We start from the raw sequence: 19,736 nt of genomic DNA, 5'->3' as shown, positions 1-19,736 counted from the left end.
AAATTAGTTTTTAGAAAAGTTCATTCGAATAACAAATGGAGATCCATCCAGACTAACTGTTTGTTCCCAAACCATTTGTGTTTCACTTAAGGATCTAAGGTTTAATCTGAAGCCTTGATTTCCGGTAGTAGATTTGTAATTTTCATCGGTTGGTTTCAGCAGGAAATCATACAGGCCTTCCGGGGTATTTTCCTCATCTATAGACCACATAAAATGACGTTCACCTCCGTCGCAATTAATTCCCTGTACCCGATAGGTTCCATGGTTATTATTTGATATAAAATTCCAGGTACTTCCTTCAAAGCAATCGGCAGAGGCATCATTCAATAAGGTTACATTAAACTCCCCGGCGTTGTTCGGATAGGTTACACTGCTAAGTGTCCAGTCTCCATTAAAAGTTTTTCGGGCCTCTCTGGCAGTTTTACTGGGGCCACAGGCCGCGACCAGTAATGTTATAGATAATAATATTAAAAGTTTTTTCATGGTTTTGGATTTAATTAAATATAAAAACCCAATGCAAGCCCTGGAAAAAACCAAAAAACCACATTGGATTTAAGACTATAATAGATTAAATTATCTTCTGAATAATCGACTAATTAATGATATGACCAGTAGCACTAGAAATATATAGAAAATGATCTTTGCAATATCAGCGAAACCTTCTGCTATGCCACCAAATCCAAAGATTGCAGCGACCAAAGCAATGATTAAAAAAATAACGATTAAACGTACCATAATATTAGATTTTTTGATTAGTTAAAGTCTAAATTACAGTAGGAGCCTAAGGTCCACAAAAGATTATTACTAATTTAACAGTAAGCCCGTTAAGGTTTCTTAATATGATTGAAAAACTGTTTAATTAATGCTAATATTCAATTAATTCCTGAAGCTTAACTTTAAGTTTTTCCTTGGGTAGGTATTGTTTTTCCAACTGAGAGGCAAAGGGTATAGGAGTTTCCATGCTTCCTATTCGGAATACCGGGGCATCTAAATATTCAAAACACTCTTCTTGTATTAAAGCTGCTATCTCTGAAGCAAGACTACCGAATAAGCTATCTTCGGTAAGTACCAGCGCTTTCCCCGTTTTCTTTACCGATTCTATGATAGCTTCCTTATCTAAAGGTTGCAGGCATCTTAAATCTATTAAATCGGCATCGGAATAATCCATATCCTTTAATACTTCCAGCGACCAGTGTACCCCGGCACCATAGGTGATTATGCTAATTCGTTCCCCACGCTGAAGCATAGAGGCTTTTCCCAGAGGAAGTGTATAATAATCTACAGGAACCTCCTGTCTAATGCTTCGGTATAATGCTTTATGTTCGAAGAAAAGCACAGGATTAGGATCATTAAAAGCCGTATTTAGTAGCCCTTTGGCATCATAAGGGAATGCAGGGTAAATCACTTTTAAACCTGGTGTCTTGGTAAACCAGGCCTCATTGGTTTGGCTATGGAAGGGGCCAGCCCCCACTCCTGCCCCGCAAGGCATTCTTATAACCACATCGGCATTTTGGTTCCAGCGGTAATTAACCTTTGCCAGGTAATTTACAATGGGATTAAAACCGGAGCTTACAAAATCGCCAAATTGCATTTCTACCATGGCTTTCATGCCGTTAATAGATAGGCCCATTCCAGCAGCCACCACAGCAGATTCACAGATAGGAGTGTTTCTCACCCGCTCCCTGCCAAATTCAGCCATAAGACCATCGGTGATTTTGAAAACCCCTCCATAATCTGCGATATCCTGACCCATTAAAACAAGCTGGTGATGTTTCGCCATAGATTGCTTAATGCTTTGGGCAATAGCATCTACCAATCTTAACTCCTCTGTTTCTTCTTTTGGTGTAACTTCTTCATAATTAAAACTCCTGTACACATCATTTAATTCATCACTTTCAGTAGAGGATACGGGGTTTTCAGAAAAAGCAATCTTTAAATTCTTATCGATTTCTGTTTTAATTTCTGTAATCAATTCATCATTAAATTTTTGATCAAGAAATTCTTCCGCCATTAAATAATTTCTGAAATTTATTACCGGATCTTTTTCTGCCCAGTGTTGCATCAATTCTTCAGGTACATATTTAGTTCCGCTAGCCTCTTCGTGGCCCCGCATTCTGAAGGTTTTAAATTCCAGCAAAACCGGTCTCGGATTTTCACGAACACTTTGGGCTATTTCATTCACACGGGTGTAGACCTCGAGTATGTTATTTCCATCCATAATATGGGATTCCATTCCATAACCCAGGGCACGATCTGCGATGTCTTTGCATCGGTATTGTTCATTTGTAGGCGTAGATAATCCATATCCATTATTCTCAATACAAAAAAGTACCGGAAGGTCCCACACCGATGCAATATTAAGCGCTTCATGAAAATCCCCTTCACTGGTTCCTCCTTCTCCGGTAAAAACAGCGGTAAGTTTTTTCTCTTTTTTAAGTTTATGAGCAAGTGCGATCCCATCTGCAACGCCAAGTTGAGGCCCGAGGTGGGAAATCATTCCGACAATTTTAAATTCCTGAGTTCCGAAGTGAAAACTACGGTCCCTGCCTTTGGTAAAGCCGTTCATCTTTCCCTGCCATTGAGAGAAAAGCCGGTGTAATGGAATTTCCCTACCGGTAAATACTCCCAGGTTTCTATGCATAGGGAGTATATATTCATCCTTATGTAAAACTTTGGTTACACCCACGGAAATCGCTTCCTGCCCAATTCCGCTAAACCATTTGGATATCTTACCCTGTCGCAGCAAAATGAGCATTTTCTCTTCGATGAGACGGGGTTTGAGCATTAATCGATATAGTTCCAGCAATTCCGTTTTAGAAAGGCCTTTATTTTGGTAGGTAATATTGGAAATTAAAGAGGTTTCTGTTGTCATAATTTGAGGATTTCAATATCAAATGTAAATAAAAATCTCACGTCTTTATAATGCTAAGAAAAATATAAACGCTCGGCTTTTCCCTTAATTTTACTTAAATTCGCACGTTGACCTTACATATAAAAACACCCAAAAATGGCAATGAATAACATACCCAGCGTAAATCTGGCTGATTTTCTGTCGGATGATCCCAAAAGAAAACAAAAATTTGTTGATGAAATTGGCAAAGCTTACGAAGAAATTGGTTTTGTGGCTTTAAAAAATCACTTTTTGAGCGAAGAGCTGGTAGAGGAATTATATAAAGAGGTGAAGGCATTCTTTGATCTTCCTCTGGAAACAAAACGCAAATACGAAATCGAAGGCCTGGCAGGACAGCGGGGGTATATTTCTTTTGGAAAGGAACATGCAAAAGGTAAAAAAGAAGGTGATCTTAAAGAATTCTGGCATTTTGGACAGGAACCCGCCGAAGATGCTAACTTAATCGAAGAGTATCCTGAAAATGTTCAGGTTGAGGAATTAAAGGACTTTAATTCCGTAGGGATGGAAGCATACCGGATGATAGAAAAAACCGGCATTTATGTACTTCGTGCCCTGGCTTTGTACATTGGTCTCGATGAGCACTACTTCGATCATTGGGCGAGCAATGGAAACAGTATTTTAAGACCAATTCACTACCCTCCTATTACTGAAGAACCGAAAGGAGCTGTAAGAGCCGGAGCCCATGGGGATATTAATCTTATAACCCTTCTAATGGGAGCGTCTACTGGAGGCCTACAGGTGCTTAGAAAAGACGGGGAATGGATAGATGCTATTCCACAGGAAGACGAATTGGTGATTAACGTGGGAGATATGCTGGAGCGCCATACCAATAATAAATTGCGTTCTACCATTCACAGGGTAATAAACCCTCCAAAGGATGAATGGGACAAACCACGTTATTCTATACCCTTTTTTATGCATCCACGCAGTGAGATGCCCCTCAATTGCCTTGAGGAATGTATAGATGAAGATCATCCAAAACAATACGAAGATATTACAGCAGGTGAATTTTTACACCAACGCCTGGTGGAAATAGGTCTGGCAAAAAAATAAAGTTATGGGAAAGAAAAAGATGGGACTTGAAGATCTTGGAGGTTTCGTTTTTTCAACTAACGAAGATTTTGAAGGAAATGAAACTAAACAAAGCGATAACACCGAACTTTTAAGTCCGGGTGAACAGTTATTGGAAGCCCACTTTAGCAAAAAAGGACGGGGTGGTAAAACCGTAACGATTATTAAAAGTTTTGAAGGGCCCGAGGAAGAATTGGTCACGCTAGGGAAAAAACTTAAAAAAAGTTGTGGCGTGGGCGGCTCAGTTAAAGATGGTGAAATTATCATTCAGGGTGATGATCGTGAGAAGGTTGTAAAATTGCTTCAGAAGGACGGATATAAAGTAAAAAAAGTTGGTGGTTAACTAATGCTCCCTTTATTTAAATAGCTGTTATGGAAGGTACTGCTTTACATATCACTAACGGTGATGAGCTTACTGAAGAAATGCTGGAACTCAACCTGCCAGGGGAAATAGTAATCTGGCGTGAAATGTTATGTGAAGGTCCTACCCTACAGGAAGTTGGAAGCCAGGAATTCCTTAAACAGCGTAAAAAATTTCTAAAAAAGAATTATGGAATTTCTGCAGAAGCTTATGAAGAGAAGTTCATTTCTCAATTAAAGAAACTAAAGACTGCAAAAGATCACGATTATGTAGTCTTGTGGTTCGAGTTTGATCTTTTCTGTCATATCAATATGCTTGCCGCCATCAGTTACTATCTTAACCACAGGAAAAGCAAACCTTTTTTTCTGGTATGCAGTAAAAAATTAAAAGGAGAAAAAGAACAAATACCACTTTCCAGGCTGTCTCCAAAACAATTGCTTAATCACTACGAAAACAAGATCGCCCTTAATGATGACGATATTGAAATTGCCCTGTTGATCTGGGAACTTTATTGTAGCAATAATCCTATGAAGCTTAAGCAGCAGATCAAGACTACTTCAAATTTCGAGTATTTATCCAGTTCAATAAGAGCACATATAGAACGCTTCCCCAACTCGGTAACCGGACTCAATACCCTGGAGAAAAATGTACTTAAACTCATTAAAAAATATGAGATAACCTCTTTAAATCAATTACTGGGGTATGCCCTGCAATATCAGGGCTATTACGGTTACAGCGATTTACAGATGCAACGGCTTATCGATAAAATAAAAAATTTCTACCAGCTTATTAACAATCGGGTAAGCCTTACCGAAAAAGGGGAGTTAGCCTTGGAAAAGAAAAAGAACTTTTACGGAGAACTTAAAAATGAAGATTACCTGGGAGGTGCCAGAATGTATGACTTCTTATATGATTCTGAATCCCATCGTTTATTAAAATTATAGCATGAAAATTAAAGCTTCAGAATTAATATTAAATAAAAACGGAAGTATTTATCATCTAAACCTGCTTCCGGAACATATAGCCAAAACCATAATCACCGTTGGTGATCCTAACCGGGTTGCACGAGTTTCGAAACACTTCGATAAAATTGAACATAAAATAGAAAAGAGGGAATTTCATACCCACACGGGATACTATAAAGGTAAACGCCTTAGTGTGGTCTCTACAGGAATTGGCCCCGATAATATTGATATTGTATTTAACGAGCTCGATGCCCTGGTAAATATTGATTTTGAAACCCGGAGTTCGAAGGAAAAACTTAGTACCCTAAACCTGGTGAGGATAGGTACTTCAGGGTCAATCCAGCCGGAAATTCCAGTAGATTCCTTCCTCTTAAGTGAGAATTCCATTGGTTTTGATGGAGTACTTCATTTTTATAAAAATGAAAATATTCAGGACCTTGATTTCGCCCAGGCTTTTGTGGAACATCTCAACTGGTTTGAAAAGAAAGCAAGTCCGTATGTAGTAACTGCAGATGAAGAATTAGTGAAGAAACTCTCTTCTTCAAAAGTCTATAAAGGGATTACAGCGACTAATATTGGTTTTTATGGCCCCCAGGGTAGAGTCTTAAGGCTGGCATTGCAAGATGAGGAGATGAATGACAAAATCTCTTCTTTTTCCTATAACGATTTAAAAATCACCAATATGGAAATGGAAACGGCAACCATGTATGGCCTTGCGAAATTACTGGGACACCGTTCCATCTCTATGAATGCCATAATTGCAAACAGAGCTACCGGGGATTTCTCCAAAGACCCCGGGAAAATAGTTGATGAGCTAATTGTTTACACCTTGAATAAGCTGGTAGATTAGGCTTATTTAACAGAATATTAGAAACAGCACCATAGCCTAATTTGTATTTTTGGAGAAATACAAAATCTATGCAAGAAACTTCTGAGGATCTCCCTTTAATACATCGGGACCTTAACTGGCTCAGCTTTAACGAAAGAGTTTTACAGGAAGCCGAAGACAAAGTTAATCCTCTGTATGAGCGCATACGTTTTCTGGCTATATTCTCCTCGAATCTGGATGAATATTTTAGGGTGAGAGTATCTCAATTAAGGCAAATAAAACGGGTTGAAAAAAGTATCCGTAAAAAGCTTGCCCTTAAACCTACCAAGATCACCAAAAAAATTATTGAAGAAGTAAAAAAACAGCAGGATAGGTTTGGTGATATTTACCATGGGCAAATTCTTCCTGAATTAGCCGAAAACGGGATCAACCTTATTGATCATCAACAATTCAGCAAAAACCAAAAGAATTATATTGCTGATTTTTTTCATAAAAAAATAGAACCACAGCTCACTCCAAAATTAATAGATCTTAATAAGGAAAATGAACTCTTTTTGGAGAATTCTGTCTTATATTTTATCGTGATCTTTAAGAAAGAAAATGAATTAGGGGTTGTTAATCTTCCCGTAGAAAGCTGTGGAAGGTTTATAAGTCTGGAGAGTGAAGGAGACGACTGTTATCTCACTTATCTCGATGAGGTTCTTCGAGCCGAAATTGCTCATGTCTTCCCCGGAAAGGAAATCACTGGTATTTATGAAGTAAAGCTTTCCCGGGATGCCGAGCTGTATATCGAAGATAAATACACCGGGGTGCTCGCAGAAAAGATATATAAGTCTTTGGCGCAAAGAATGGATGGTCAACCCACCCGGCTATTGTATGATGCAGATATGCCCTATGAATGGCAGAAAAAAATAAGGAAACTACTTGGACTTGGAAAAATAGATATGATGCCGGGTGGGAGATATCATAATTTCAAGGATTTCTTTTCATTTCCCGATCCCACAAATAATCCCGAGCTTCAATATAAGCCTATGCCTCCAATAAAACATAGTAGCCTGGAGCAAAGCGAGAATTATTTCGAAAGCATTACAGAGAAAGATCAGTCTGTTCATTTTCCGTATATGTCTTTTAAATATGTCGAAAACTTCCTGGAACAAGCTGTTTCCGATAAGGAGGTTACCCATATCAAGATCTCCCTGTACAGGGTGGCCGATGAATCTAAGTTAACCAGTTGCCTGCTACAGGCTCTTGAAAACGGCAAAAAAGTAACAGTATTCGTAGAAGCAAAAGCCCGCTTTGACGAGGAGAACAATATTATCTGGGGAAGGAAATTTGAAGAAAAAGGTGCTAATGTAATTTATAGTTATCCCAAAATCAAGGTGCATTCTAAAATTATGTTGGTGACCCGGCGGGAAAATGAATCCTTGACCGATTATGCCTATATAGGAACCGGGAATTTCAATAGTGAAACCTCAAAGATATATTGTGATCACGCCATCTTTACCGCTAATAAAAGCATTACAAAAGAACTCTCACGACTCTTTAAAGTTCTTGAAGGCGATTTGATAATTCCCAGGGAAAAGAACTTGCTTATTTCCCCCTTCTCTACCCGCCAACGTTTCAGTAAGTTGATCTACAATGAAATGGATAATGCCAGGGAAGGTAAGAAAGCAAAGATCACGGCTAAAATGAATAGCCTTGAAGATCCCGAGATTATAGAGCTCCTTTATAAAGCCAGCCAGGCTGGAGTTGAGATCCGACTATTGGTAAGAGGCTTCACCTGTCTGATTCCGGGAGTGAAAGGACTTAGTGAGAATATTTATATGACCAGTATTGTAGATCGTTTCCTGGAACACGGACGCATTTATTTATTTGAGAATGGAGGAGAAGAATTGATTTTTTACGGAAGCGCCGACTGGATGACCCGAAATCTGGATAGGAGAATTGAAGTGATTGCCCCTATTCTGGATGAAGACATCGCTAATGAGTTTAAGGAAATTCTGAACATTCAGCTTAGGGATAATGTAAAAGCCCGCATCCAGGATGCAGAAGAAAGCAACACTTATGTAAAGGCGAAAAAAGGTGAGAAACCAATAAGATCACAGAACGAGATCTATAATTACCTCAAGAAAAAGCATTCAAAATGAAAACCATAAAAGTAGGCGGTGTGCCAGAACATTTTAATTTCCCCTGGCATAAGTGTATAGAAGAAGGAAAATTTAAAGAGAAAGGAATTAATGTAATCTGGAAAGATTTTCCAGGGGGCACAGGTGCGATGAATAAAGCTTTAACATCAGGAGAAATTGATGTTGCTGTAATTCTCACCGAGGGGATTATAAAAGATATCATTGGGGGCAATCAAAGCAGAATTTTGCAAACTTATATCGGTTCCCCCCTCATCTGGGGAATTCACGTCGCTGCCGATTCAAAATACAAATCGATAGAAGATCTTAAAGGAACCAAAGCCGCGATAAGCCGTTATGGATCGGGTTCTCATTTAATGGCTTATGTAAATGCTGAAAGGCATAAATGGGATATCAAAAAAGACCTCGATTTTGAAGTCGTTCATGATATTGATGGTGCTGTTGAAGCCCTTAAAACAGATAAAGCTCAATATTTTATGTGGGAACATTTCACCACTAAACCCTTTGTAGACAATCGCACCTTTAGATTGGTAGCCGATTGTCCAACTCCCTGGCCCTGTTTTATGATCGCAGCAAGAGACCAGGCGATAAAATATAATGCTGAAAGGCTCAATACCATGCTTCAGGTTTTAAATGAAGAAACCTTAAAATTCAAAGACATTCCGGACCTGGCTAATATTCTCGCCGATAATTATGCTCAAAAGCCTGAAGATATTGAAAAATGGTTAGGCATAACCAGTTGGAGCCAGGAACCTATAAATGAAGCGGAAGTAGAAGCCGTTCAGGATAAATTATTTGAGCTTGAACTTATTCCGAAGAAATTTAAGTATTCACAATTGGTTGCAACCCTTTAAATTTACCAGTCTATAGGCTTTTTTCCATTTTTACTGAGATATTCATTGGTTTGACTAAAATGTTTATTGCCAAACCAATACCCCCTGTTGGCACTTAAAGGCGAGGGATGCCCACTCGTTAAAACCAAATGTTTAGTTTGGTCTATCAGTTTCATCTTTTTTTGCGCAAATCCACCCCAAAGCATAAAAACCACGTGTTCCTTTTTTGTTGAAATTAAACTGATGACCCGATCTGTGAAAATCTCCCAACCTTTTTTTTGATGAGAACCTGCCTGCCCGGCCCTCACACTAAGCGTTGCGTTTAAAAGTAGAACGCCCTGGTCTGCCCAAGACTCCAGATTGCCCGAAAATGGTATGGGTTTATTTAAATCATTCTCAATCTCCCTGAAAATATTCTTAAGGGAAGGCGGGAATTTCACCCCGTCATTAACCGAAAAACATAAGCCGTGTGCCTGCCCGGGATTGGGATAAGGATCCTGCCCCAGGATGACTACTTTTGTGTTTTCGAAAGTGGAATGCCGAAAGGCGTTAAAGATTAAATCCTTTGGAGGGAAACAAGTGTTTTCTGCATATTCCTGTTTAACGAATTGAAGTAGATCCTGAAAATATTCTTTCCTGATTTCTTCCTGTAATTCTTTTTTCCAGTCGGGTGGTAAGTCTGGCTTCATTTTAATTAAGTAAATTTGCAGCACCTCAAAAGTAGGGAAATTATTCTATGATTAAAATTGCACCTAAAAGCCTTATTGACCTTGAATTTCCGGTGGTTTGTAACCAGATATCGGAGCTATGTATCACAGGAATGGGAAAGGAAAAAGCCCTGAAAATTCAGCCTTTTCCTTCCTATTCTAAAACTATCTTTGGCTTAAACCAAACCAATGAATATTTAAGTTCCAAAACGCGGGAAAGCCGTATTCCAAACCATGGTTTTGATGCGGTGAATAAAGAACTCCGAATGCTGGAGATTGAAGAAGCCATCCTGGAAGTTGGGAGCTTTAGAAAGATCGCCAGCCTCTCTGAGACTGTGAATACTCAGCTTAAGTTTTTCAATAAATTTCAGGAATATTATCCAAGTCTTTATAAAACAACTTCAGAAGTAGAATATACCACCGAAATTATCGACAAAATTGGGATTGTGATCGATAAATTTGGGGAGGTAAAAGATGATGCTTCCCCTCTTCTGCAATCGGTTAGAAGGTCTATCAATTCGGTAAAGGGACAAATCAATTCGAGTTTTGCCAAAGCGCTTACTACTTACCATAGCTATGGTTATCTTGATGAAATACGGGAAAGCGTTGTTGAAAATGTACGTGTATTGGCGGTAAAAGCTATGCACCGTCGCAAAGTAAAAGGGGGAATTCTCGGAAATTCCAAAACCGGTAGTATAGTTTATATTCAACCAGAAGCAACTTACCAGTTCACCCGGGAACTCAATAATCTGGAATACGAGGAAAAAGAAGAAATAAAGCGAATTCTGAAAGAATTGACCGAATTCATAAGGCCGTACGCAGGCTTGTTGCAGGAATATCAGGACCTTTTAAGCGAGATAGATCTCATTGCTGCAAAATCTAAGTATGCTGAAAACATTAACGGGATTTTACCTAAAATAACCAGGGAACGTGAGCTACAATTAAAGGAAGCTTACCATCCTCTCCTCTACTTGAGCAATAAAAAGAAGGGAGATAAAACCTATCCCCAAAGTATTGAACTGGGAAAGGATAACCGGATAATTGTGATTTCAGGGCCAAATGCGGGTGGAAAAAGTATTACCCTAAAAACTGTGGGCTTACTTCAGCTTATGGTACAAAGCGGGATTCTTATTCCGGTGCATGAATACAGCCGGGTTTGTTTGTTTGATAAGATCTTAACCGATATTGGGGATAATCAATCTATAGAAAACCACCTGAGCACCTATAGCTACCGGCTAAAGAATATGAATTATTTTCTTCGGAAATGTGATAACAAGACCCTTTTTCTTATCGATGAATTTGGTACTGGAAGTGACCCGGAACTCGGGGGCGCTCTGGCAGAAACTTTTTTGGAGGTTTTTTATGAAAAGGAATCTTTTGGTATTCTTACCACTCATTATGCAAATTTGAAAAAACTGGCTAACGAACTGCCGGATATGAGTAATGCCAATATGTTGTTTGATTCTCAAAGCCTGGAACCTATTTATAAACTACAGGTGGGCGAAGCGGGTAGCTCCTTTACCTTTGAGGTAGCACAGAAAAACGGCATTCCCTACAGCCTTATAAATCGTTCCCGTAAGAAGGTAGAGAAGGGAAAAATAAGGTTTGACCGCAGTATTGCAAAGCTTCAAAAGGAACGTTCCAAACTTCAGAAAACAACAGATTCCTTAAAAACAAAGGAACAGAAAGCCGCAAAAGAAAAGGATAAACTGGAGGAAACCAATACCAGGATTCAGCAGAAACTGGAAAGCTATCAGGAATTATATGATAGCAATCAACGTCTAATCTATATTGGACAAAAAATAAACGACATCAGTGAAAAATACTTTCAGAATAAAAAGAAGAAAGAGCTGATAGCTGAATTCCTGAAATTCGTGGAGATAGAGAATTCCAAGCGGAAAAAGGAAACTAAAAAGCAGCAGCAGGCCAAGAAAGCCAAGGAGAAAAAGGTTCAGCAGGAAGTAAAGAAAAAAGTGGAGGTTATTAGGCAGAAGAAGAAAGAAGAAAAAGCCAAAATGACCGAAGCTGAACGAAAGGCTGCCGAAAAGCCAAAAATAACTCCCAAAGTTGGGGATAGGGTTAGGTTGGAAGACAGTAAATCTGTTGGGACCTTAGACAAAATCGAAAAAGGAAAAGCCCTGGTTAATTATGGAATGTTTACCACCCAGGTAGACCTGGAGAAGCTGGAACTGGTGCAGGCAATTAAGAAAAAATAAATATGGAGATACCTAAGGATAAAAAGATAGTGCTTTTTGATGGGGTTTGTAACCTTTGCAACGGTGCTGTGACCTATATTATAAAACACGATAAAAAAGATGTTTTCAGGTTTGCTTCTCTGCAAAGTGAGCTTGGCAGAAAATTGGTTTCCGAAAGAGGAATGGATCCCGATGATCTTGATTCTATTATTTTAATTGAACCCGGAGTAGCGTATTTCAGAAAATCTACCGCAGCCCTCGAAATTTCCAAGGATCTCTCAGGGGGTGCTTCTTTGCTTCAGTATTTCTGGTTTATTCCTGAAAGTCTAAGAGATGGGATCTATAATCTGGTTGCCAATAACCGATATAAATGGTATGGCAAGAAGGAAAGCTGTATGATCCCAACCCCCGAATTAAAATCTAAATTTCTGGATTAAGCTTTTTCTTCCGCAGGAATATTTTTAGGATGATATTCGTCGTCCCATTCTTTTACATTTGGGGGGCCCATTTTGTCAACAGATTTTGCCACCATTAAAGAAACCGCCGCATCGCCGGTAACATTGACCACTGTTCGGCACATATCGAGGGGACGGTCTACAGCAAAAATAAGAGCCAGGCCAGCTTCGGGAATTCCTGCCTGGGCAAGTACGATTACCAGCATTACCATTCCTGCACCGGGAACGGCCGCCGATCCAATAGAAGCCAGGGTAGCAGTAGCGATAATTCCGAGTTGCGCCCCTATACTAAGGTCCATTCCAAAGGCCTGGGCGATAAACACGGCGGCAATCGCCTGGTAAAGGCTTGTTCCATCCATATTAATTGTTGCGCCTATAGGAAGAACAAAACTCGTAACCTCCTGGTGTACTCCCATATGCTCTTCTACTCTTTCCATAGTAACCGGTAAGGTAGCGGCACTCGAACTGGTTGAAAAGGCGAGTAACTGTGCCGGAGCGATTCCATTGATAAAAAAGGAAGGTTTGTTTTTAGTGAAAACCCAAACCAGGAGGATATATACTCCTATCATTAATGCGAGACCAATTAAAACGGTAATTCCATACATGGCCAGGGCTGCAAAAAGATCGCTGCTCGGGGATTCTACGACCAGGGCTGCGAGTAAAGCAAAAACTCCATAAGGCGCTGCGAGCATTATAAGGTCTATCATTTTTAGGATCACTTCGTTAAACCCATCAAAGAAATCCTTAACAGGTTTGGCGGTTTTTTCAGGGATAAGAATTAATCCTATTCCGAAGAAAATAGCGAAGAAAATCACCTGCAGCATATTGGCATTATCTCCAGCGGCTGCAAAAATATTGTCGGGAACAAGGTCTTCCAGCGCTTGTAAAGGTCCGGCTTCTTTTTGTTTTTCGGCATCGGCAATTTTACTGGAAGCATCACCCTCATAGCTTGTAATAAGGTCTTGCTGGGTTTCCTGGGTAATGGCGTTACCGGGTTTGATTAAATTCACCATCGTGAGGCCAATCAAAACGGCGATAATAGTGGTTCCAATATATATTCCAATAGTTTTAGTTCCCATTTTGGAAAGCTTGGAGATGTCTTTCAGGTCTGAAATTCCTTTGATCAGGGAACCCAAAATTAGCGGCACTGCAATAAGCTTAAGGGCATTGATGAAAATTGTTCCGAAGGGTTTGATCCAGTCGTTTACAAATTCTGATCCCCAGCTGAAATTGGTTAGGATAAGCGCGAAAATAACCCCGGCGGCCATTCCTAATAAAATCTGCCAGTGCAGTGCGAGTTTCTTCATAGTTGTTCTATTTCAATTTTGGATTATAGTTTAGAAATCTTATTCTCAAGCCAGAAATCGGCAATTACCAGTGCAGCCATTGCCTCTACAATAGGCACAGCCCTGGGAACTACACAGGGATCGTGGCGGCCTTTCCCTTGCATTTCAACGGTTTCGCCTGCAGCGTTAATCGTTTCCTGATTTTGCATAATGGTCGCTACTGGTTTAAAAGCGACATTAAAATAAATATCCATTCCGTTAGAAATTCCGCCTTGCACGCCTCCGCTCAAATTGGTTTTGGTAGAACCATCAGCATTAAAAAGGTCGTTATGTTCACTGCCTCTCATTTTAGTTCCTTCAAAGCCACTGCCATACTCAAAACCTTTTACGGCATTTATGGATAACATTGCTTTACCAAGCTCTGCGTGAAGCTTATCAAAAACCGGTTCTCCTAATCCTTTAGGTACGTTCTTAATTACGCATTGTACGGTTCCTCCTACCGTATCCCCATCTTTCCTTATTTCCTTGATATAGGCCTCCATTTTTTCTGCGGAAGCTTTGTCGGGACAGCGCACGGGATTGCTTTCAATAAGACTGAAATCTATTTCTTCCGGGCTTTTATTTAGCTGGATATCTCCAACAGAAGCGGTATAGGCGTAAAAGTTGATTTCTTTTAATAATTGTTTGGCTATAGCACCTGCCACCACACGCGAAGCGGTTTCGCGAGCCGAAGACCTGCCTCCTCCCCTGTAATCCCGAAACCCATACTTTTCATCATAGGTATAATCGGCATGACTCGGGCGGTAGGTATCTTTAATATGTGAATAATCCTTTGACTTTTGATTGGCATTGCGAATCACAAAACCTATAGGGGTTCCGGTGGTTTGTCCTTCAAAAATCCCTGAAAGGAATTCTACGGAGTCCGGTTCTTTTCTTTGAGTGACTATCGCCGATTGGCCTGGTTTTCTACGGTTTAATTCCGTTTGAATAGCTTCCAGGTCAAGTTGAAGTCCTGCGGGGCAGCCGTCTAAAATTCCTCCAATTGCAGGGCCGTGTGATTCCCCAAATGTGGTAAGTTTAAATAATTTTCCAAAGGAATTTCCAGCCATGCTTTCGATTTTGAACAAATGTAATTTTTTAACCTAATATTTAAAAATCTAAGGCTAATTAAAAAAACTCTTCGTATTCTCTAATTTTTCCTGTAATTAGAGGTCCTGTCAGATTGTTTAGATTAAAGCTTCCCTTAGAATTGTTACCGGGTGTTTCGCAATGCGTTTCGTCCCGTCAAAAATTTGGTGACGACAACTAGTCCCATTTGCAGAAATAATCGTCTCCTCAGCCGTTTTTCTTACGGCTGGGAATAATGTTTGCTCTCCAATGTTCATGCTCACTTCGTAATGTTCCTTTTCATAACCAAAAGAACCGGCCATCCCACAACAACCCGAAGGGATGATACTCACCCTATAATTTTCAGGAAGGTTTAATATGTCAAAAGTAATGGCCGTATTAGACAAGGATTTTTGATGACAATGTCCGTGAATTTTAATTGTTTTTTCTTCTGAGGTAAATTGATCGGGTTTTATTTTGCCGAGTGCGATTTCTTTTTTCAGAAATTCTTCAATAATAAATGAGTTTTGTGCAAGTTTCTCTGCTGCCACTTTATTATCTGCAAGGCGGAGGTATTCGTCTCTAAAGCTTAAAATAGCCGAAGGCTCAATACCAATTAAAGGTTTTTCAGCTGTAATGAGATCTTTAAAGATGCTGATGTTCGTATTGGCAAAATCCCGGGCTTCCTCAAGGAAACCTTTGGAAAGATGACTTCTCCCGCTTTCCGCGTGATTTACGATTTCTACCTGGTAGCCTAATTCACTCAGTAATTCCAAACTGTCTATACCAATTTCAGCATCCAGATAATTCGTGAACTCGTCATTGAATAAATAAAGGGTTTTTATAGGTTTTTTTACCTGTAAACGATCTTTATTCTTGCGGTAGAATTCGCTTAGGCTTTGCTTTGAAATTTTTGGAAGGCTCCTTTCCGATGCTATTCCCATGGCTTTCTTAGCAACTCCGGCAGTTATTTTATTGCTGAAAAGAAAATTAGAAAGTCCCGGGATTTTTGAAGCGAGTTTATTCATTCTTCCGTTACTCACAAAGGCCTTACTTCGCAGGGAGGTTCCGTTCTCTTTTTGATACTGATATAGGAATTCTGCTTTTAAAGCGGCTACATCAACACTGGAGGGACATTCGCTCTTACAGCCTTTACAACTGATGCAGAGATCAAAAACCTCCTTTAATTCGGCATTATCGAATCGGTTTGGTTTATCTGAATTGGTGAGAAACTCCCTTAAGGCATTAGCACGGGCACGGGTAGTATCTTTTTCATTTTTGGTTGCCCTGTAGCTGGGACACATAGTGCCGCCGGCTTCTGAAGATTTTCTGCAATCCCCACTACCATTACATTTTTCAGCAAGCCTAAGTATCCCCTGGGATTCAGAAAAATCCATGAGGGTTTCAATTTGCGGCTCGGTTCTATCGGGTGCATATCGCAAGGAGGTATCCATTGGAGCAGCATCAATGATCTTTCCGGGATTAAATATATTTTCAGGGTCAAAGGCCAGCTTGATATTTTTAATAAGCTGATAGTTTATTGGCCCAATCATCATTTCTATAAATTCTGCCCTTAGCCTACCATCACCATGTTCCCCGCTCAGGGATCCATTGTATTTTTTAACAAGTTCTGCCACATCTTCGGTGATTTGCCGAAACAGTTTTACGTCTTCAGACCTTTTGAGATTAAGAATAGGTCTTAAATGAATTTCCCCGGCACCGGCGTGGGCATAATACACCGCATCCTGTCCATAATTTTTCATGATCTTACCAAACTCCGATATATAATCGGCCAGGTGTGGCAGGGCAACTGCTGTATCTTCAATACAAGCTACAGCTTTCCTGTCGCCAATAATATTTCCCAGCAATCCAAGGCCAGCCTTTCGCAATTCCAGAGCCAGGTTAATCTGCTCATCAAAGAGCACAGGCAGGGCATAGCTTAACCCGGAATCACCAAGGGTTTGTAGCAGGGCTTTAGTTTGCTTTTGCAATTCTTCCTGGGAATTTGCCCGCATTTCCAGCATAAGAATAGCCTGCGGATCTCCTTCAATAAAAAAGCGGTTCTCCTTGTACTTTAAGTTTTGTTTGGTACAATCCAGAATTACCTTATCCATCATTTCGCAGGTGAAAAGCGAATGTTCCATCGCGGGAACCACCGCCTGCATACAGGCATCTATACTTGCAAAATGTGCAGCGATCATTGCAGAATGAGGAGGCTGTAAGGCGTCCAGTTGCAGAGTGATTTCGGTGGTAAAGGCCAGGGTGCCTTCACTTCCGCTTAAAAGTCGGCAAAGGTTAATTGGTGCTGTGCTTTCTGAAAATACTTCGGAATAGATAAGTTCATCTACCGCATATCCGGTATTTCGACGATGTAACTCTTTGGGTGGGAATTTCTCGATGATCTCCTTTCTGGTATCAGCAGGAGACAATTCGGCATATATTTTACGGTATATCTCCCCTTCCAGGGTTTCCAACTTAAGCTTCTGCTGAAAATCTTTTTTAGAAATTTCCCTGAATTCAGCTTCGCTCCCATCGCTGAGTAAAACCTTCATTGAAACTATCTTATCGCGGGTAGTCCCATATTTTATTGAAGTAGTTCCGCTGGAATTATTTCCCACCATTCCCCCAATCATACAACGATTGGAAGTTGAGGTATTCGGTCCAAAAAATAAACCATCTTCAGCCAAAACACGATTCAGGTCATCCCTTATAACTCCGGGTTGCACCCTAACGGTTTTATCCCGGAGATTTACCTCCATTATATCGGTGAAATGTTTAGAAACATCTACTACAATGCCATCACCCACACATTGGCCGGCGAGAGAAGTTCCCGCTGTTCGCGGGATAAGAGAAGTATTGTTTTTCCTGGCAAAATTTATAAGTCGCCTGAGGTCCTGCCCGTTTTTAGGGTAACAAACGGCCAGCGGCAATTCCCGGTATACCGAAGCATCTGTAGCATAAATCGATCGCCAGAGCTCATCGTAATATAACTGACCGTCAATTTCCTGCGAAAGCTGTTGCAATTTTTTTTCCATAGTAAGCCGCTAAAAATACATAAAATATGCTAAAATACTTAACAGATTTTTATGGAATATTAACAATAGATTGGGCTACCAAGGCGTTAGCATTCTGGTTTAACAATTAAATTTGCACAACGAATCTAAAAACTATGAACATGAAAAAATTAATTTTAATAGCCGTTTTTGCTATTGGAGCAACTTTCGTGAATGAAACACAAGCTCAAAGTATTTCAGAAAATGCATTGGGATTACGACTTGGTGGTGGAGACGGGATAGGTCCTGAAATTTCTTACCAAAGAGCCCTGGGAGGTCAGAATAACCGTTTGGAATTAGACCTTGGATGGCGTAATCACAGCCGTTATGATGCCTTTAAATTGGCAGGATTATACCAGTGGGTTTGGAATATTGATGGAGGCTTTAACTGGTACGCCGGACTTGGTGGGGGTGTTGGAAGTGTAGATGTTCATGAGGATTGGCGGGAACGTTATCCTAATGATGGCGCATTTTTGTTTGTAGCCGGAGATATAGGGATAGAATATAATTTTGATATTCCGTTATTGCTGTCACTCGATTTCAGACCAGAAATAGGTTTTAACGATTACAACGTTACCAACGACCTTTCCCCCGATATCGCTTTGGGGATTAGATATCAATTCTAAAAATTGAATATTTTAAATAAAAAAAGTGGAAGTTAAACTTCCACTTTTTTTATTGCTTCACCAAAGCTTTTTCATAGATCGCCTCGTACATAGGAACGATTTTATTTATATCAAATTTAGCCGCCGTTCTTACTGCACCTCTTTTAAACTCTTTCAGTCGTTTTTCGTCATCAAGAATATATAATGCATTTTTAGCCATATCTTCTATATCCCCAACTTCACTTAAGAACCCCGAAACTCCTTCCTTATTAACCTCTGAAAGTCCGCCTGTATTGGAAGAGATAACAGGTACCGAATGTACCATAGCCTCCAGGGCCGCAAGGCCAAAGCTTTCAGTTTGAGAAGGCAAAAGAAACAGATCTGAAAAACATAAAATCTTATCGATCTCATGGCTTTCCCCAACAAACAGTACTTTGTCTCCTATTCCCATTTCTACAGCCATATTTTCAGCCATTTCCTTTTCCGGGCCTTCGCCTACCATCATTAATTTGGCTTTAATCTTCTTCTGAATTTCAAAAAATATTTTTATAACATCATCGATGCGTTTTACTTTTCGGAAATTACTGATGTGGGTAATAATTTTTTCATTCTCTTCGGCCATCATAGTGCGCTGGCAATCTGTAAAAGAAAATCGGTCGCATTTAGTTATGTCTATAAAATTAGGAATAACTTCAATCTCTTTGCGTATGTTGAAGGATTGGAAAGTGTCTGTTCTTAAACTCTCTGAAACAGAGGTCACCACATCACTATTGTTTATACTAAAAGTAACCGCCGGTTTATAAAAGGGATGTCTACCCACAAGCGTTATATCGGTACCATGAAGGGTGGTAACCATAGGAAGCTCTATTCCTTCTTCAGCAAGCATTTTTTTAGCCATATAGCCTGCATACGCATGCGGAATGGCATAGTGAACGTGTAAAACCTCAATTCCATGAAGTTTAACCATATTAACCAACTTACTGCTTAAGGCAAGTTCATAAGGCTGGTAATGAAAAAGAGGGTATTCGGGAACGTGGACTTCATGAAATCTCACATTGCTCGATAATTGATCCAGTCTTACCGGCTGGCTATAAGTGATAAAATGAACTTCGTGACCACGCCTGGATAGTGCAAGACCTAACTCTGTGGCTACTACCCCACTTCCTCCAAAAGTAGGATAACAAACAATGCCTATTTTCATTAAATTTTTATTT

General features: G+C 39.9%; 17 protein-coding genes. 9 read left to right on the top strand and 8 right to left on the bottom strand.

What is annotated here, in order from left to right; translation table 11 throughout:
- Nucleotides 1-3: 3 nt before the first annotated feature.
- From BUW93_RS08635 to BUW93_RS08625, 3 genes are all read right to left on the bottom strand, one after another.
- Complete coding sequence (locus BUW93_RS08635; RefSeq protein ID WP_081211164.1) at nucleotides 4-483, bottom strand: lipocalin family protein; 480 nt, start codon at nucleotides 481-483, stop codon at nucleotides 4-6.
- Nucleotides 484-573: 90 nt separating this feature from the next.
- On the bottom strand, nucleotides 574-735 hold the full coding sequence (locus BUW93_RS08630; RefSeq protein ID WP_081211162.1) for a DUF1328 domain-containing protein: 162 nt from the start codon (nucleotides 733-735) through the stop codon (nucleotides 574-576).
- 130 nt (nucleotides 736-865) lie between these two features.
- A complete protein-coding gene (locus tag BUW93_RS08625) occupies nucleotides 866-2,872 on the bottom strand; it encodes an alpha-ketoacid dehydrogenase subunit alpha/beta (protein ID WP_081211160.1) in 2,007 nt (668 codons plus the stop codon).
- 141 nt (nucleotides 2,873-3,013) lie between these two features.
- Here BUW93_RS08625 and BUW93_RS08620 point away from each other — a divergent pair, with 141 nt between their 5' ends.
- The 6 genes from BUW93_RS08620 to BUW93_RS08595 all read left to right on the top strand — a co-directional run bounded on the left by BUW93_RS08620 (nucleotide 3,014) and on the right by BUW93_RS08595 (nucleotide 9,135).
- Complete coding sequence (locus BUW93_RS08620) at nucleotides 3,014-3,964, top strand: isopenicillin N synthase family dioxygenase (protein ID WP_081211236.1); 951 nt, start codon at nucleotides 3,014-3,016, stop codon at nucleotides 3,962-3,964.
- 4 nt (nucleotides 3,965-3,968) lie between these two features.
- Nucleotides 3,969-4,325, top strand: a complete 357-nt coding sequence (locus BUW93_RS08615) for a translation initiation factor (protein WP_081211158.1) — start codon at nucleotides 3,969-3,971, stop codon at nucleotides 4,323-4,325.
- 29 nt (nucleotides 4,326-4,354) lie between these two features.
- Nucleotides 4,355-5,287, top strand: a complete 933-nt coding sequence (locus BUW93_RS08610; RefSeq protein WP_081211156.1) for a DUF1835 domain-containing protein — start codon at nucleotides 4,355-4,357, stop codon at nucleotides 5,285-5,287.
- Nucleotide 5,288: 1 nt separating this feature from the next.
- Nucleotides 5,289-6,158, top strand: a complete 870-nt coding sequence (locus tag BUW93_RS08605) for a nucleoside phosphorylase (RefSeq protein ID WP_081211154.1) — start codon at nucleotides 5,289-5,291, stop codon at nucleotides 6,156-6,158.
- A 68-nt stretch (nucleotides 6,159-6,226) separates the two neighbouring features.
- Entirely contained in the window at nucleotides 6,227-8,284 is a 2,058-nt protein-coding gene (gene ppk1 / locus BUW93_RS08600; RefSeq protein ID WP_081211152.1) for a polyphosphate kinase 1, read from the top strand.
- A complete protein-coding gene (locus BUW93_RS08595) occupies nucleotides 8,281-9,135 on the top strand; it encodes a substrate-binding domain-containing protein (protein WP_081211150.1) in 855 nt (284 codons plus the stop codon). The genes ppk1 and BUW93_RS08595 overlap by 4 nt, the downstream gene beginning before the upstream one ends.
- 2 nt (nucleotides 9,136-9,137) lie before the next feature.
- On the opposite strand, the gene BUW93_RS08590 is transcribed toward BUW93_RS08595, so the two are convergent.
- Nucleotides 9,138-9,803 (bottom strand): uracil-DNA glycosylase, encoded by a 666-nt coding sequence (locus tag BUW93_RS08590; protein ID WP_081211148.1) that lies wholly within the window; start codon nucleotides 9,801-9,803, stop codon nucleotides 9,138-9,140.
- 47 nt (nucleotides 9,804-9,850) lie between these two features.
- Here BUW93_RS08590 and BUW93_RS08585 point away from each other — a divergent pair, with 47 nt between their 5' ends.
- Both BUW93_RS08585 and BUW93_RS08580 read left to right on the top strand, forming a co-directional pair.
- On the top strand, nucleotides 9,851-12,037 hold the full coding sequence (locus tag BUW93_RS08585; RefSeq protein WP_081211146.1) for an endonuclease MutS2: 2,187 nt from the start codon (nucleotides 9,851-9,853) through the stop codon (nucleotides 12,035-12,037).
- 2 nt (nucleotides 12,038-12,039) lie between these two features.
- On the top strand, nucleotides 12,040-12,453 hold the full coding sequence (locus tag BUW93_RS08580) for a thiol-disulfide oxidoreductase DCC family protein (RefSeq protein WP_081211144.1): 414 nt from the start codon (nucleotides 12,040-12,042) through the stop codon (nucleotides 12,451-12,453).
- Here BUW93_RS08580 and BUW93_RS08575 read toward each other — a convergent pair.
- The 3 genes from BUW93_RS08575 to BUW93_RS08565 all read right to left on the bottom strand — a co-directional run bounded on the left by BUW93_RS08575 (nucleotide 12,450) and on the right by BUW93_RS08565 (nucleotide 17,899).
- On the bottom strand, nucleotides 12,450-13,778 hold the full coding sequence (locus BUW93_RS08575) for a dicarboxylate/amino acid:cation symporter (protein WP_081211142.1): 1,329 nt from the start codon (nucleotides 13,776-13,778) through the stop codon (nucleotides 12,450-12,452). The two genes, BUW93_RS08580 and BUW93_RS08575, sit on opposite strands and share 4 nt — an antisense overlap.
- 23 nt (nucleotides 13,779-13,801) lie before the next feature.
- Nucleotides 13,802-14,866: a chorismate synthase gene (gene aroC / locus BUW93_RS08570; RefSeq protein ID WP_081211140.1), complete on the bottom strand. Its 1,065-nt coding sequence runs from the start codon at nucleotides 14,864-14,866 to the stop codon at nucleotides 13,802-13,804.
- Nucleotides 14,867-14,983: 117 nt separating this feature from the next.
- Complete coding sequence (locus tag BUW93_RS08565; RefSeq protein WP_081211138.1) at nucleotides 14,984-17,899, bottom strand: FAD-binding and (Fe-S)-binding domain-containing protein; 2,916 nt, start codon at nucleotides 17,897-17,899, stop codon at nucleotides 14,984-14,986.
- A gap of 140 nt (nucleotides 17,900-18,039) precedes the next feature.
- Here BUW93_RS08565 and BUW93_RS08560 point away from each other — a divergent pair, with 140 nt between their 5' ends.
- Nucleotides 18,040-18,543, top strand: coding sequence for a hypothetical protein (locus BUW93_RS08560; RefSeq protein ID WP_081211136.1), 504 nt, complete (start codon nucleotides 18,040-18,042; stop codon nucleotides 18,541-18,543).
- 49 nt (nucleotides 18,544-18,592) lie between these two features.
- Here the strand turns inward: BUW93_RS08560 and bshA are convergent, their stop codons facing one another.
- Nucleotides 18,593-19,723 (bottom strand): N-acetyl-alpha-D-glucosaminyl L-malate synthase BshA, encoded by a 1,131-nt coding sequence (gene bshA, locus BUW93_RS08555; protein WP_081211134.1) that lies wholly within the window; start codon nucleotides 19,721-19,723, stop codon nucleotides 18,593-18,595.
- Nucleotides 19,724-19,736 lie beyond the last annotated feature (13 nt).

It is taken from the genome of Salegentibacter sediminis (assembly GCF_002078605.1).
Lineage (GTDB): Bacteria > Bacteroidota > Bacteroidia > Flavobacteriales > Flavobacteriaceae > Salegentibacter > Salegentibacter sediminis.
Note: the sequence above shows the minus strand (reverse complement) of the source record. Positions and strands in the feature narration are given on the sequence as shown.